This window comes from Rhodoglobus sp., from assembly GCF_053580035.1.
This window is the reverse complement of the sequence record NZ_JBMDVL010000001.1, coordinates 716892-731887: the sequence shown is the minus strand read 5'-3', so window position 1 is coordinate 731887 and position 14996 is coordinate 716892. Positions and strand designations below refer to the sequence as shown.

Genomic DNA, 14996 nt, shown 5'->3' with positions numbered 1-14996 from the left:
CTGGCGTGCCCGAACTTCCCGAGGTTGAAGTTGTGCGCGCAGGGCTCGAACCGGCCGTCACTGGCGCGATGGCGGCATCCGTCACCGTCTTTGACGAGCGCTCTCTGCGTCGCCATGAGGGGCCAAGCGAAGACTTTGTCGACCGTCTGACCGGCCGCACCTTTCTGACGCCTCAGCGCCGGGGCAAGTTCATGTGGCTGCCTCTCGCCGATAGCGATGAAGCGCAAGATGAAGCGCTCGTCACGCATCTCGGCATGAGCGGGCAGGTGCTTTTGCGCGATCGGAGCACGGATGACCGGCTCACGCGCATCCGCATCGAACTTGATCATCCTGACCACGGCGCACTGCGCCTCAACTTTGTCGACCAACGTATTTTCGGCTCGATGGCGATCGACAGCATGCTGCCCACCGTTGATCAGCCCGCTTTCGCGGTGCCGAGCCAAGTCGCTCACATCGCTCGTGATCCACTCGACCCCTTCTTCGATGATGCGAAGTTTTTGCGGTCGCTGAAGGCGAAGCGCACGACTGTGAAGCGGGCGCTGCTTGATCAGACCCTCATCAGCGGGGTCGGCAATATCTATGCGGACGAAGCGCTCTGGGCCGCCCGTGTGCACTACAACCAGCCCACCGAGACTCTCAGCCGGGCGAAAGCAGTGCAGCTGCTCGCTGAAGTGAGGGCCGTGTTCTCTAAGGCTTTAGCCGAAGGCGGCACGAGCTTCGATACGCAGTACCTCAACGTGAACGGCGAATCTGGCTACTTCGCGCACTCGCTCAATGTCTACGGCCAGCAAGGGCGGGCGTGCCCGCGCTGCGGTCGCGAGGTTGTGCGCGAGAGCTTCATGAACCGAGGATCGCACTTCTGCAAGTTCTGCCAGCGCATTCGCTGAGGATTGTTCGCGGTCCATAGTTGGTTGAACCAGTTATAACGTGGGTGTGCGCCTTGCCCCTCGAATCGGCAGTACTCCTGCCCAGACAACGAGCTACGCGTACAACGCAGCCGATGCGCTCGCTTCTGTGGCGTTGCCGGGCTCGGCAACGGCGGTCACTTACACGGCTGATGGGGACAATCTCCGACAGTCGCGTACGAAGGGTGCGGCGACTACACGATACCTGTGGGATGTCAGTGGCAGTCTGCCGCTCTTGGTCGAAGCAGGCTCGACTAGCTATCTGTACGGGCCATCACACACTCCGCTCGCGCAGATTGATAGTGCTGGCAATATTGACTATTTGCATGCGGACCTTATCGGTTCGACCCGGATGACAACTAGTGGCTCGGGCGTGGTCACCTCGACTAATGCTTATGACCCGTTCGGTAAACGAACGCATACTGGAACTAAGGACTCTGCATTCGGGTTTTCCGGTAATTTGACCGATGTCGACACTGGTCTGATCTACATGCGCGCGAGGGACTACGACCCGAGGACGGGCCAGTTCCTTACAGTCGACCCTGCTCTGTACTTCACAGGTGACCCGTACGCGTATGTCTCGAATAATCCGCTGTTGAGAATTGATCCCACCGGTCTGTGGGACCTTGTGTCTGATGTCATTGACCCTCTCGCGGTGAGCATGATGCGAGGCAGTCTGGCAGGCGCCACGAGCGCAATAGTGGGATTCGGGGATGGTGCAAGCCTTGGGTTCACCGACTTGTTTAGGGAGTCCGTCGGTACGAACTGTGTCGTAGATAAAGGCAGTTGGTACTTCGGAGGTGGTGTTGTAGGAGTCGCCGGCATCACAGCCCTCAGCGGGCTCGTCAGTGGAGGGGCAAGCGCGGCGGGCGCGGCGAATACGACGGTGGCCATCTCGCGACCCTCTTCCCGGGTGCTGGGAGCGAACCTCGAAGCTGCCGGGACAATTCGCCCTGCAGGCTCTGCTGCCCATCACATTGTGGCCGGAAATGCCAAAAGCGCGGCGCAATCTAGGGCTACTCTCCAGAGGCTTGGCATTGACATTAATGACGCCAGCAACGGGGTATTCTTGCCTGGGCGTTTGACGTCCCCTAACCCGACAGGCGCAGCGGTCCACAGTACGATTCATACGAATGCCTATTATCAGGAGGTAAACAGACTCGTGGTGAAGTCAACCTCTCCCGCTGGTGCGACCGATGTCCTCAACCTGATCAGGTCGCAACTTCTCTCTGGCGGGTTTCCGCGATGAGTTCACCAGTGCGTGTCTACCGCCCAATAGGTTCTGATGGGTTTGAGTGGGCGCTGCCGGTGGACGATACCGATTTCGAAACACTCAACACATTGGGGCCTAGTTCACAGCTGTCTGTTCTTGGCGCGATTGAGATGGAACTGATTAAACTGGACGATCGGAGTCGACGTGAGCGACGTCGCGCAATGATGCCTTGGCTCGGATCTAGTCTCCTGGTGCTTCGTGATGAAGCTATCGACATCGTTGGTCCTTTGCTGGGCGCGTATGGCACGGTTTTTCCTGTCCGGTGTAGAGAAGCTCGATTGGCGGTGTTTGGCGCCCCCTTATTGGAGGGTGCCTTGGACGAGGTAGCGTCTGAGCCCGTGAGATTCAGCGACGGCGGAATCATGTATATGCCTCAGCCGATCTTTCACTCAGATGTGGTTTCGGGCGCTGGCGCGTTTAAACTCGCGGAAATGCCGCGGGGTGATCTGCACCTGACGGGCGAACTTGTTGACGCGATTCTTGCGACGGGACAGACCTCGGGTACCGACTTCACCCTTCTCTTTGAAGAGGGCGCCGAGAAGTAAAAGAACCTCCCGCACGACCGGCTCCCAAGGTTAAGTGGCTGCATCCTCGCGTTTTGGCGACCCGCTTGTTTTTGTTTCACCGTTGTGGGCCGGCAGTTTTGGCTTAGTCACCGATTAGCGCTGCAGCTAGCTCAACTCCTGCTTCCTCACCCCCTCGTAGCCAATCGGAACGAACCCTACGGCTTCGTTCAGGGAATCCATTGGGCTGAATTGCGTGGTCGATAGAGGCAGCCGGTACTTCGGCGGCGGTGCCGTTGGAGTTGCCGGCATCACAGTCCTCAGCGGGCTTGTCAGTGGAGGGGCAAGCGTGGCGGGCGCGGCGAATACAGCGGTGGCCATCTCGCGACCCTCATCACGGGTACTTGGAGCCAACCTCGAAGCCGCTGGAACAACTCGCCCTGCAGGCACTGCTGCCCATCACATTATGGCCGGACTCTCAAGTAATGCGGCGGACGCCAGAGCGGCGCTTCAGGGGTTTGGGATTGACATCAATGATGCGAGAAATGGAGTGTTCTTGCCTGGGCGTTTGATGTCCCCAACCCGACAGGCGCCGCGGTCCACAGCACTATCCACACAAAGCTTTATTATCAAGAGGTGAATGAGTTGTTATTGAGTTCAACCTCTCCCGCGCGCGCGACGGATGCGCTTGGCTTTATAAGGTCGCAACTTCGCTCGGGCGGTTTCCCGCAATGAGTTCACGCGTGCGCGTCTATCGAGTAAGGAGTCCTGAGGGGTTTGAGTGGGCGCTTCCGATTGACGAGGCCTATTTTGAGACTTTGCATACGTTGGAGGCGGGATCACAGCCGTCAATGATCAGTGAAGTTGAACTGAAATTATCAAAAACCGATGATCGGGGCCGCCGCGAGAAGCGAGCACTGATGCCGTGGCTCGGGTCAAACCTCTTGTTGCTTCGTGACGAGGCTATCGACACCGTTGGTCCATTGCTCAGCGGGTACGGCAGCGTGTTTCCTGTTAAGTGCAGGGAAGCCCGATTAGCAGTCTTCGGTGCCCCTTTATTGGAAGGTGCCTTAGACGAGGTAGCGTCTGAGCCCGCGAGATTTAGCGACGGCGGAATCATGTATATGCCGCGGCCGATGTTTCACCCTCATGTCGTTGAAAAGGCCGGAGCGTTCAGGGTTGCTGAAATGGAGCGCGGCCCCGTGTACTTTACCGGCGAACTTGTCGACGCAATTCTGGCGACGGGACAGACCTCGGGTACCGACTTTGTCTTGCTCGATGACCACGGTGATCAGCCCTAACTCTGTGCCAGCTGTTAGTTCGAGGTATTTCCGAGCGCCGGTCGGGCAGCTTTGCAAACGGTTCTCCATGAATGATGACCAATCAACACCGGCGTTCTCGCTCGGGGTAATCGTGGGCGGCACGAGCGCCGACTCCCGAGCATGGGGTGATGCCGTAATGGAACTGGCACGCACAGTCATCGAGGAAAGAGCCCAAGTCGAGTCCGCCCTGCGCGTGAACTTGGTCTTTCAGGTGCCGGGCGAGGTCCTTCCGGTGGATTTTTCAGGCGTCAGGACCGGGCGATACTCGCGGAACGAGCGCTTGCTCTTAATACAAGCGGCTGTTCCCCAGTCGCCGGTGCCGCTCGATCCGAAAGAAGTTCTTTTGCCACTGATTGCTGATTCGATTGAGCTTGCGGAGAAGTTCGCGCAGCGAAAAGGGATTATCAATGGACGGCTTGAGTCACTTCGTTCCCTGGCTATGCGTTTGAGCGCGGATAGTGGTTTTTCGTAGCCGGGAATGTCAGCCAGAGTCAGGCGATCGCGTGCTTGGGTTGTCGCCTGAGTTCGACCTCTACGTCAAGACTGGTGCTGAATTGACAAAATCTCTACTCACCGCGATTGCCAAAGGTGACATTGAGTTAAAGTTTATTCCATGACGCGCGAAAAGAGACGACCGCGCGGGACGACGGCCGGGGGATTCATGGCTGAATTGTCCACAGACACTGAGTTCATGGCTGCCTCAGCTGCTCGTGAATCAGCGCGCGAAGCGCATGCCGCCGAGTGGCGAAATGCTGAACGCCCAATAGTCAAGGCACTTCACTCTGCTGGTGTTGAGGTGGATTCGGTTTGGGATCTTATTAATACGAGCACGCCGTATCCACGCGCCCTGCCGGTCCTCATCGAACACTTAGAGCGGGGCAAATACCCTGATCGAGTGAATGAGGGCTTGGCGCGTGCGCTCGCAGTGAAGCCATCTGTTCAATATTGGGAACGTCTCGTAACGCTCTACAAGATGGCGAATGAGAGTGACGAGCGCGACGGGTTAGCAGCTGCACTCGCCGCATGCGCGACTAAAGAGCAAATTGATTCGCTCATTGAGCTGATCACAAGCCCATCAAGCGGCAAGAACCGAGTGTTATTTGTGAAGCCCATCTTGGCTCTCGCCGGAGCCAGGGGCGAAGTCCTCATTGATTCTCTGAAGAGTGATCCCGTAGTGGGCCAAGAAGCCACCGCACGTCGCGCAGAAACCATGAGGCGCAGGCGAACACGAAACAAGTTGTAGCCTCGGCGGCGACCGAAAATAATTGCTCAACCGATCAACATACTGGGTTAGCAGGTGTGGTCACCTCGACTAATGCTTATGACCCGTTCGGTAAACGAACGCATACTGGAACTAAGGACTCTGCATTCGGGTTTTCCGGTAATTTGACCGATGTCGACACTGGTCTGATCTACATGCGCGCGAGGGACTACGACCCGAGGACGGGCCAGTTCCTTACAGTCGACCCTGCTCTGTACTTCACAGGTGACCCGTACGCGTATGTCTCGAATAATCCGCTGTTGAGAATTGATCCCACCGGTCTGTGGAACTTTGTGTCTGATGATGACTTACGAAATCCCTCGGGGCACCCCGGAGCTCCATCCGAACGTAACTGGCGTTCGGATTATGGATCCTACGACGACCGGCAAGTATCCGTATCCGCAGGGCTACGCTGCTTACATGAATAAGAGCGGTGACACGGTTAATCCACTTAGTGGGGCGGGAATCGACCGTAACCACCCCTTTGCCCGCCTGCCGCTGCCATGATGAAGCTCCATGAACTCCTTGAATTTGATCCGGCACTTCGGAAGTGGCAAGCGAAGCCGGAAATGAATCCGTTGACGGAGGAACATGCCCTCCAAGAAGCGCAACTTCTCGAGGTGCGATTCGACGCTCTGAGACTGAAAGTTGGAATCCTTTTCGATCTTCGTATGGCGCTCCAACTTCGGGAAGCAACCACCGGACTACTTGTGGCTTCTGGTGTTCGGGACTTTTCTTGGTCAGGGCCGAGTCGCGATACCGCCATGACGTGTTGGACCATAGACGGCTCCGAGCTAGGTGGATCTTCTGATTCGTTCGAGCTGGTACTGGGCTTGTGGCCGCCCGCAGGAGAGTTGGTATTGCGCGCGGATTCCGCCGCCTTCTTTGCGGGAGATGTCACTAGTCTCCGCGGCTGGACTGAGGACTATATCGATCTCGATCGATCGGAGGTAGATGCTTACCTACCGCACTGGAACTCATCATTTTCGTTGGTAAGCGCAGTCTTTCGGGATGCGTAAGCAACGCAGGTAGACAGACGAGGAAATGCCGAAGATTTTCTGGCGCGCGGAGGATCGGCTAGCACATCACCATTCCAAGCCAAGTCGCTTTTCGAGGGTCTTCAGTGCGGCAGGAAACAAGCACGACACCATACTCGTGGTGCAGCTCGCTAGATCGCCAATGCCGGCAATCTAGCGAGCGCGTTTTAGCCCCAGGTGCGTGCGTCACCGCTGGTGCGGTAGTCGGGCCAGGGGAGATCGATCGGTGGCTGGAAGTCCACCGGCAGCAGGGCGGGCATCGGTTCGTCAGCGACTCGCTTGTCGAACTCGTTCTTCGCCTCGGCGAGGAGTGCGGGGTCAACCAGCAAGTCGATGAAAGTTCCTGCAACGGTCTTGCCGGCGGTCTCGATGGTGGGGTCGATCGTCTCGGGGATGCCGCCGAGAGCATTCATGACCCACCCCGGGTAGGCGCCTTTGCCTGGCGCAGGCTTGAGCGCGGGGCGTGAGACATAAAAGCGAACGGTCGGCGCGTAGTGCGTCATTTCGACGTAGTCGTCGCTTGTCCAGTTCTGCTGCCACGGGGCGAGGTGTTCGCGCAGTGCCTTCTCGGCATCCTGCGGGGTGATGAGCTGCTCGCATTCGTCGAGGAAAGGCTTCTCCATGGCGTCGAGCCCGAGATTGCGCTGAATCTCTTGAGCAACAGCGATCGCGTCAGCGCCGTAGCTGGGAGCGCCAACCGTCTCGAGGTTGTTGTAGAGAACGGTCGACATCGCGTGGTTGGTGCGACCGGGACGGCTGCGTGCCACCCAGGTCGTCTCAACATCGCAGTGCGCCATGGCACCGGCGTGCTCAGCGTTGCGGTCGAGCACAGCGAGCACGTGCTCCGCCATCTCGATGTTCGGCGTGCGCCACGAATACTGGATGCGGGCAACGCGCGCCGGCAGATTGTCGGCGGTTGCTTGACCGTCGAGCAAGATGGCGTCGCTGAGACTCCACCCTCCAAAGCTCGGGAGCATGGCATCCTGCATGATGCGCGACGAGGTGTACATCGACATCAGGGCAACGTTGGCGCCGGGAGCGCGTGCCGCAGAGTGCGAAGCAGGGATGGGGGAGTTGGGGTTGGCATTGAGCTGCCACGACTCCGGCTCATCGCAAATGAAGGTGTACACCTTGCTGTAGTAGGCACCGCACTGGGTGTCCCAGCGGGCGGTGTTGCAGAGCGGCAGCATGTAGAAGGGGTGGAAGCTCACGATGGCATCCACGTTGTCGTAGTAGCCGCGCAGTCCATGAACGACCTTGGAGCCGTGCATCTTTTCGGCGGGCTCGCCCGTGTACTTGAGGGTGCCGGGGATGTTGTGCTTCTCCATGGCGTGCTTGGTGGCGAGCAGCCCGGCAAGAGTAGAAATGCCGAGCGCTGAGTGCGGGTCGGTGTGGCCGGGCGCGAAGCGGCTCATCCCCTCGCGGCTGTCTTCGGTGACGGATGCCGACTGGTTGTTGCCGGGCACCGCGTCGTATTCGGCGTAGCTCAACATCGTGGGCCCGCCAGTGCCGTTGGTCCATTCCGCGCTGAAAGCGGTCGGCATCCCGGCCGAACCTTCTTCAACCGTGAAGCCCTCGGTGCGCAGTAGCTCGACGTACCACTGGGCTGAACGGAACTCGCGCCAGGCCGGCTCGGCGAGCTGCCAAATGTGGCTGTGCCACTCGGAGAGGCGAGGCATGTTGTCATCCACCCACGTGCGGGCGGTGACTTTAGCGCCGGCGGCGAGAGCGAGTTCTGTCATGTCGTGATCCTTGAGGTGAAAAGAAGTGGTGAGAATTGGAGAGTTGTCGGTGGCGCGAACCGCCGAGAGGGCTAGCCGTGTGCGGCTTCGAAGATGGCGAGCGGAACGTGCACAAGGGCGAGCCCCGGAGTCGCAATGGCCTGAGCTACGGTCTCCGTGAGTTGCTCGGGCTGGGTCACCGAAAAGCCATGACCACCGAAAGCCGCAGAGAGCACCGACCAATTGGGCTGCGCGAGTACCACTCCGACAGGAGTGATGCCTCGGTCGCGCTCGTTCTGGTTGATCTCGGCGTAACCACCATTATCGACACACACGATAGTGAGATCGAGGCCCTGCTCAATGGCCGTGATGAACTCTTGCACCGCGAACATGAGGGCACCGTCGCCAACCACGCACACTACGGGGCGATCAGGTGAGGCCACCTTTGCCCCGATTGCCGCGGGCAGACCATAACCGAGGGTGGCATAGGCCGGCGTGTACAGGAACGAGTGCGAAGTGTCTTGACGCACAACACTCGCCATCCCGAAATACGTGATCTGTGAGGAATCACCCGCGATGATCGCGTTCTCGGGGATCGCATCGTTAATCAGGGCCGCCACTCGGTGCAGCGTCGGTGACACTTCTTGAGCTTCACGAACCGCGGTTTCGCGCACGGCGTCGAGTTCCGCAGCCGTTGTCGCGTTGCCCGTGATGGGCTGTGCCGCCAGAGCGTCGCGCAACTGACCAACGATCACCGCGCTGTCTCCCACCAGCCCGAGATCGCTGGCGACGTTCTTGTTGAGTTGCGACTCCAAGACGTCGATGCGGATGACCGTGCCAGCCGGCGCGATAACGCCGCCCCACAGCTCCGCTTCGCCCAGCTTTGAGCCAATGATGAGTACGGCATCCGAGGCATTGATGAGCTCGTGGATGACGGGCAAACGGATCTCGGAGGCCAGCGAAAGCGGGTGAGTCTCCGGAATCGACGCCTTGCCATTGAGTGTTGTCACGACGGGCGCGCCCAGCGATTCGGCGAGAGCGGTGAGCTCGCTGCCGATACGGCTCGCACCGCCACCAGCGATGATGACGGGATGCGCGGCAGCGGCCAAGATCTCGGCGGCGCGTTCGACGGCACCGGCATCAGCGGCGGCGCGGGCACGCTCAGGGCGGGCCTGCAGCAATTCTTCCGGGCAATCGCTCGCTGACTCGAGCACATTGAGAGGAATCTCGATGTGCACGGGGCGCGGGCGACCATAGCGGAACAGCTCGAAGGCGTCGTGAACGGCGGTGACGGCATCCGTTGCGCTCGTCACTCGACGGCTCCACTCCACGATGGCGCCAGCGGCGCCCGTGGAATCTTTCGTCTCGTGCAGGGCGCCATTGTCGGCGAACTCGCTGCCTTCGGCGACGCCGGGGGAGATGAGGATCATCGGGCGGGATTCGCAATATGCGGTGCCCGCGCCCGACAGAGCGTTGAGCAGGCCGGGGCCGGAGGTGGTGATCACGACACCGGGCAGTCCGGTCTGCTGCGACCAGCCATCGGACCCATAGCTCGCGCCCTGCTCATGGCGAGTCGTCACAGGGTGGATGCCGAGTGCGCTCAGAGGGCGGTACAACTCGAGGTTGTGGGTTCCGGGAATCCCAAACACGGTGTCGATTCCGTAGTTGCGCAGCACCGTCATGATGGCAAGGCCTGCGTTGTTGACATCGACGCCCACGGCAGAGGCCGTTGCCGCAGCCTCAGCGGTGTAGTTGTCGTTCGTGGTCGTAGTCATCGCCGTGCTCACTTCGCTTCGGCGCTGTACTGGCGAACGCCATCAACCCAGGTTTCAGCGACAGCGATCTCGCCAATTTGGGCACATTCGGTTTCGAAAATATCGGCGGTGAGCACGGCAAAGTCGGCACGTTTGCCGACCTCGAGGCTGCCGAGGTCATCTTCGCGACCCAGAGAATAGGCGGCGTTGATGGTGTGAGCGCGCAACGCCTGTTCCCGAGAAATCGCGAGGCTGTCTGGGCCTAGCTGGGTGCCACGACGAGTGATGCGCGTGGTCGCCGCCTGAATGGCTTCGAGCGGGCGCGGGTCGGCGACTGGCGCATCCGAACTGATCGTGATCGGAACGCCAGCAGCAGCAAACTCGCCAAGAGGGTTGAAGCGCTCGCCGGGAGTGCCGATGGCCTGTTCAACACCCTCACCCCAGTTGAAGTGGTGCTGCGGCTGGTTGACGGGCCGGATGCCGGCCGTCGCCATCCGTGAAATGTGGTCGGCGGTGGGCAGGCCGCAGTGTTCGATGCGGTGCCGGGCGTCACTGTCTGGGTGCTCGGCTTGGGCCGCTTCGATCGCGTCAACAACCATCTCGATTGCGGTCGGCGATTGCGCGTGGGTTGCCGTCTGGAGGCCAACGGCGTGAGCGCGGCTGATGAGCGCCTTGTAGTCGGCGGGCTCGTGGTACAGCTGACCGGTGCGGCAGGGATCTCCGACATAGCCATCGGGGAAGTACGCGGTCCAGCCGCCGAGCGTACCGTCCGCGTAGAACTTGATGCCCGAGAAACTCAAGTGGGCGTTACCGAAGGCGCCGTGCATCCCGGTCTCGATCGCTTCCTCGAGCAAGTGAGACAGCAGATACATCGAAATGCGCGTCTTGAGCTGGTTCTCCTCGGCCAGGCGCAAGTAGGTGTCGAATTCGCGACGCGACACCTGGGCGTCACCGATTGTCGTGACGCCACCCTGAAGGAAGGCATCCTGTGCCACAGCAAGTTGGCGCACGTGCTCAGCCGGGGTGTCGGCGAGGTGAAAGTTGGGGCCATGATGGCCGACCTTCACTCCGCCGAGACCAGTCAGAATGTTGCAGGCGGCATCCGAAAGTTCGCCCGTGAGATCGCCATCGACATCGCGGAAAAATTCGCCACCATCGGGGTTCTTGGTGTCACGATTGATGCCAAAAAGTTCGAAGGTGTAGCTGTTGACGACACCACCGTGGCCAGAAGCATTCATGAGGTACACCTCGCGGTCGAGAGCGACCTCGTCAAGCTCGGTGCGATGAGGGTGACGCTGTTCGGCAAGATTGCGCTGTTCATAGCCGTAACCGCGAATCGGCTGGCCCTCAGGTACAGTGTCAGCCGCAGCCTTCAGAAGCGCGACAATCTCAGGAATGTTCGACGCTTTGTTTGGACCACAATCCACCCAGCTCATCAGCTGACCGAGCATCAACGGGTGAGCGTGCGCATCAATGAAGCCAGGAACAATGACCTGAGCTCCGAGGTCGACACGCGACGGCGACGCTGGTGACAGCTGTGCGGCCGCGTCGAGACATTCGTCGACGGTTCCGACCGCGGCGATTGTGCCAGCAAACATGAGCATGGCATCCACGACAGTGTTGGCGGCATCCAGAGTGTGGATGGCTCGCGCGGTCACTACCGTGGGGGTGAATTCTGAAAGTGGCACATCAAAGGCCGAAAGCTTGCGCATGAGTACTCCGGTGGGGTTCTTAGTGAGTGGAGAGTGAGGGTGCCGCTAAGGGCACGAGAGGCGTGTCTGGTGTGCCGCGTTGGGCCCATGAGACAACGTTCTGGGCTTGCAGCCGCACGTACTCTGCTTCACTGCGACCAGAGAAGTACGCGATGTGCGGTGTGATGAGAGCACGAGGATGACCGAGGAGCGGATGCTCGGAGCTCGGCGGTTCGGCATCCAAGACATCGAGGCCAGCGCCAGCAAGGTGCCCGCTGTCGAGCGCTTCGCACAGTGCTGAACTATCGACGAGTCCGCCGCGGCTCACGTTGATGAGATAGGACAGCGGTTTCATCGAGCCAAGGAATGCGGCGTCGACCATGGCGGCGGTGTCGGCAGTGAGCGGCAGGTGCAGCGAGAGGAAATGTGAACTCGAACGAACCGTCGCGGCATCGACCCGGCGAACGCCAGCCGCTGCGAAGCGCGCACGAGTCTCGTCAGTGTCCGGAATGAACGGGTCGTAGCCGATAATCTCGCCGAATAGCTGGCGTGCAAGTTCGGCGAACTTCATACCGATCCTGCCCAACCCCATAAGGCCGAGAGTGCACTCGCTGAGGCGCGGTTGCACGAGAGCATCGCGGTCGTTCCACCGGCCGAAAACGACGGCCTGCTGTGAGAACGTGATGCCGCGTGCCAAGTGAAGCGCCATTGCCAGCGCGTGAGTCGCGACCTCTTCGGTGGCTGCGCCGACGATTGTCGTTACCCAGATTCCGTGCTCGGTTGCCGCATCCACATCCACGTTGTCAAAGCCCATCGACATCAGCGCGATGATCTTCACGGAGGGCATCCGCTCGATCATGGACCGCGTGATTTCGGCATAACCGACAAGCAACGCACTGGCGCCAGCGGCCCCGGCGACGATCGTTTCAGCATCCAGCGAATCGAGGTAGCTGACGTCGAACCCGGCGGAGCTGAGAAGCTCCCGCCCGGCACTGAAGTCGGTGCCATCGAGGTCGGTGTAGACGGCGCGAAGCACGCCGCCGGTGTTAGTGGACATGGCTCAAGAACTGCTTCGTGCGCTCATGCTGCGGGTTATCGAAGAACTCGCCAGGTTCGGCCTGTTCGACAATCACTCCGCTGTCGAAGAGGGTGACCTCATCGGCCGCGCGACGCGCAAATTTTACTTCGTGGGTGACCACAATCATTGTCATGCCGCCGGCAGCGAGGTTTTCCATGACCTCGAGCACTTCACCGACCAGCTCAGGGTCGAGTGCGGATGTTGGCTCGTCGAAGAGCATGACGTGCGGGTTCAGGACGAGTGCCCGCGCGATTGCAACCCGCTGCTGCTGACCTCCGGAAAGTTCGGAGGGAAAGTGCCGGTCGCGATCGCCGAGGCCCACTTTGTTGAGCATCAGGAAGGCGCGCTCGCGAGCTTCGGCTTTGCCGACTTTCTGCACTTCGGTGAGTGCGAGCACCACATTTTCGAGCGCGTTGAGATGCGGAAATAGGTTGAATTTCTGAAACACCATGCCGATATCGCGACGTTGCACTGCGAGTCTGCGCTCGGAGTGGTGCGCGATGCGGCCGTTGTTGTCTGAGGCGCCGATTCGATTGCCATCGAGGCTGATTTCTCCCCGGTCGGCAGGCTCGAGTAGTGCCATCAGGCGCAACATCGTCGATTTACCGGAACCGGATGGACCGAGAACTGCCTTGACTTGACCTTTGTTGATCTGGAATTCGACGCCCTTGAGAACTTCGGTTCCGTTGTACGCCTTGTGGAGGTTCGAAACTTGAAGGGTAGGAACGGTGTTCACGGTTTCTGTGCTCATGCTTACTTCTCCTTCGAGACCGTTGCGAGTGCCCGTGTGCTCAGGCTGATCGGGTCGGTGTTCTTCTTGACGCCACGAGACGTCCAAAGGAAACGTTTCTCGATCCGACTCTGCACGAGAGTGATAATCGTCACGATGACGAGGTAGTACATGATCGCGACGGTGTAGTACTCGGCGTAGCGGAAGGTGATGTTTACCCCGACTTGGGCGGTGGTGAGCAACTCTTTGAGCGAAATCACGGATGCCAGGGAGGAGTACTTGATGAGTCCAATGAATTCGTTGCCAGTCGGCGGCAGCGCGGTACGGATCGCCTGCGGCAAGACCACCCTGCGCATTACGGAGCCAGGTTTCATTCCCAGAGCGCGAGCGGCAAGTTCTTGACCGTCATCCACGCTGCTCAACGCTGAGCGAATGATTTCTGCCATGAAGGCTGCTTCGACCAAACCGAGACCGACGGATGCTGCCACGAACGGTGTGTACCAGTCAGAGCGAAGGGCGGGAAACATCTGGGGGAGTGCGTTCCACATGATGAGCAGAACGAGTAGCGCAGGCAGTGCCCGGAAGAACCAGACGTAGAGGTGTGCTGGAGCGCGAAGGTAGCGCTGCTTGGAGGTTCGCCCGATGGCGAGGAAGAAGCCGAGCACTGTGGCGATGACGAGCGAGCACGCTGCGACTCCGACGGAGATGAGTGCACCCCAGAGGTAGGCGGGGTTGACGAGTTGGGTGAAGAAGATTTCTGGATCAAAGATCATGTGGTGTGACTCCCTGGTTGTGGGTGGTCACGCGAGGTGACCACCCACAGTCGAGTGTTCTTAGTAGACGTCGACGATCGAGGCGTCGAGGTTGTAATCGGCGGCGATCTTCTCGAGAGTGCCGTTGTCGTAGAGGGCGCGGAGGGCCTCAGCAACTGCAGCCGTGAGTACGCCGTCCTTGGGGGTGAAGACTCCGAAGGTGGTGTCTGGGTCGAAGACGCCGTTGGCTACGGCGAGTAGTCCGTCATTCTGGGTGGCCATGTAGGCGGCTGCGACGTTGGTTTCGACAAGCACGTCGGACTTGCCGTTGATCACGGCGAGTACGGTTTCTGCAGTCTTGGGGTACTCGGTATTGGTGATGCCTTCTTTGCCATCTGCGATGCACTGGTCGCTGAGCTTCTGAACGCTCACCGTGTTGCTGGATGCTGCCTGCGTTGCAACGCGCAGTCCGCACAGGTCGGCGCCTTCTTTGAGCTTCGCTGCGAGGTCGGGTGCTGCCAGCGCTGCGGGACCCGCATTCATGACGGCGGAGGCGTCGGCGATCTGTAGGCGCTCTTCGCTCATGTAGAGGCCGCCGAAGATGACGTCGCAGCGGCCGGTCTGGAGTCCAGGCATGAGTCCGTCAAACGAGGTGATTTCGAATTTGGTTTCGACGCCCCAGTAGTCAGCAACGGCGCGGATGCCGTCAGCGTCGAAGCCGATGATGTCGCCGCCAGTCGAGTCTGCGTAGTACTCAAGGGGTGCGTATTCCGGGTCGATGCACGCGGTGAAGGCGTTGGCGTTAACGAGACCTTCAGGGGCGTTGGATGAGGTGGAGTCTGTGGTGTCTGTCGTGGCTTCAGTGCCAGCGGCACATCCGGTCAGCACTACCGCGAGCGATACTGCTGCGGCGATGCCCATGATCGATTTCTTCATTGTTTCTCCTGTGGCTGCAGAACGATTCATCCC

General features: G+C 59.8%; 17 protein-coding genes. 10 read left to right on the top strand and 7 right to left on the bottom strand.

Features of this window, described 5'->3' with window-relative positions:
• Nucleotides 1-5 precede the first annotated feature (5 nt).
• The 10 genes from mutM to ACOH1Z_RS03540 all read left to right on the top strand — a co-directional run bounded on the left by mutM (nucleotide 6) and on the right by ACOH1Z_RS03540 (nucleotide 6283).
• Nucleotides 6-887: a bifunctional DNA-formamidopyrimidine glycosylase/DNA-(apurinic or apyrimidinic site) lyase gene (mutM, locus tag ACOH1Z_RS03585; protein WP_449647109.1), complete on the top strand. Its 882-nt coding sequence runs from the start codon at nucleotides 6-8 to the stop codon at nucleotides 885-887.
• A 46-nt stretch (nucleotides 888-933) separates the two neighbouring features.
• Nucleotides 934-2154, top strand: coding sequence for an RHS repeat-associated core domain-containing protein (locus ACOH1Z_RS03580; RefSeq protein WP_449647108.1), 1221 nt, complete (start codon nucleotides 934-936; stop codon nucleotides 2152-2154).
• A 362-nt stretch (nucleotides 2155-2516) separates the two neighbouring features.
• Nucleotides 2517-2723 carry a hypothetical protein gene (locus ACOH1Z_RS03575; protein ID WP_449647107.1) on the top strand — a complete coding sequence of 69 codons (207 nt, stop codon included), beginning with the start codon at nucleotides 2517-2519 and terminating at the stop codon, nucleotides 2721-2723.
• Between the two features lie 214 nt (nucleotides 2724-2937).
• Nucleotides 2938-3321, top strand: a complete 384-nt coding sequence (locus ACOH1Z_RS03570) for an AHH domain-containing protein (protein WP_449647106.1) — start codon at nucleotides 2938-2940, stop codon at nucleotides 3319-3321.
• Nucleotides 3322-3412: 91 nt separating this feature from the next.
• Nucleotides 3413-3982, top strand: coding sequence for a hypothetical protein (locus tag ACOH1Z_RS03565; protein ID WP_449647105.1), 570 nt, complete (start codon nucleotides 3413-3415; stop codon nucleotides 3980-3982).
• Between the two features lie 67 nt (nucleotides 3983-4049).
• Nucleotides 4050-4475 (top strand): hypothetical protein, encoded by a 426-nt coding sequence (locus tag ACOH1Z_RS03560; RefSeq protein WP_449647104.1) that lies wholly within the window; start codon nucleotides 4050-4052, stop codon nucleotides 4473-4475.
• Nucleotides 4476-4694: 219 nt separating this feature from the next.
• Nucleotides 4695-5246, top strand: coding sequence for a hypothetical protein (locus ACOH1Z_RS03555; protein WP_449647103.1), 552 nt, complete (start codon nucleotides 4695-4697; stop codon nucleotides 5244-5246).
• A 56-nt stretch (nucleotides 5247-5302) separates the two neighbouring features.
• Nucleotides 5303-5692 (top strand): RHS repeat-associated core domain-containing protein, encoded by a 390-nt coding sequence (locus ACOH1Z_RS03550; protein ID WP_449647102.1) that lies wholly within the window; start codon nucleotides 5303-5305, stop codon nucleotides 5690-5692.
• Nucleotides 5631-5771, top strand: a complete 141-nt coding sequence (locus ACOH1Z_RS03545; RefSeq protein WP_449648221.1) for a hypothetical protein — start codon at nucleotides 5631-5633, stop codon at nucleotides 5769-5771. Before ACOH1Z_RS03550 ends, ACOH1Z_RS03545 begins: the two co-directional genes overlap by 62 nt.
• A 62-nt stretch (nucleotides 5772-5833) precedes the next feature.
• The gene (locus tag ACOH1Z_RS03540; RefSeq protein WP_449647101.1) at nucleotides 5834-6283 is read left to right on the top strand and encodes an immunoglobulin domain-containing protein; all 450 of its coding nucleotides are present in this window, start codon (nucleotides 5834-5836) and stop codon (nucleotides 6281-6283) included.
• 185 nt (nucleotides 6284-6468) lie between these two features.
• Here ACOH1Z_RS03540 and ACOH1Z_RS03535 read toward each other — a convergent pair whose 3' ends face one another.
• The 7 genes from ACOH1Z_RS03535 to ACOH1Z_RS03505 all read right to left on the bottom strand — a co-directional run bounded on the left by ACOH1Z_RS03535 (nucleotide 6469) and on the right by ACOH1Z_RS03505 (nucleotide 14963).
• Nucleotides 6469-8043: a zinc-binding metallopeptidase family protein gene (locus ACOH1Z_RS03535; RefSeq protein WP_449647100.1), complete on the bottom strand. Its 1575-nt coding sequence runs from the start codon at nucleotides 8041-8043 to the stop codon at nucleotides 6469-6471.
• Between the two features lie 71 nt (nucleotides 8044-8114).
• Entirely contained in the window at nucleotides 8115-9797 is a 1683-nt protein-coding gene (locus tag ACOH1Z_RS03530) for a thiamine pyrophosphate-binding protein (RefSeq protein WP_449647099.1), read from the bottom strand.
• A gap of 8 nt (nucleotides 9798-9805) precedes the next feature.
• Entirely contained in the window at nucleotides 9806-11488 is a 1683-nt protein-coding gene (locus ACOH1Z_RS03525; protein ID WP_449647098.1) for an amidohydrolase, read from the bottom strand.
• 19 nt (nucleotides 11489-11507) lie between these two features.
• Nucleotides 11508-12524: a C-terminal binding protein gene (locus ACOH1Z_RS03520; protein WP_449647097.1), complete on the bottom strand. Its 1017-nt coding sequence runs from the start codon at nucleotides 12522-12524 to the stop codon at nucleotides 11508-11510.
• A complete protein-coding gene (locus tag ACOH1Z_RS03515) occupies nucleotides 12514-13296 on the bottom strand; it encodes an amino acid ABC transporter ATP-binding protein (RefSeq protein ID WP_449647096.1) in 783 nt (260 codons plus the stop codon). Before ACOH1Z_RS03515 ends, ACOH1Z_RS03520 begins: the two co-directional genes overlap by 11 nt.
• 2 nt (nucleotides 13297-13298) lie before the next feature.
• Entirely contained in the window at nucleotides 13299-14048 is a 750-nt protein-coding gene (locus ACOH1Z_RS03510) for an amino acid ABC transporter permease (protein ID WP_010203270.1), read from the bottom strand.
• 60 nt (nucleotides 14049-14108) lie between these two features.
• Nucleotides 14109-14963 carry a transporter substrate-binding domain-containing protein gene (locus ACOH1Z_RS03505; RefSeq protein WP_449647095.1) on the bottom strand — a complete coding sequence of 285 codons (855 nt, stop codon included), beginning with the start codon at nucleotides 14961-14963 and terminating at the stop codon, nucleotides 14109-14111.
• Nucleotides 14964-14996 lie beyond the last annotated feature (33 nt).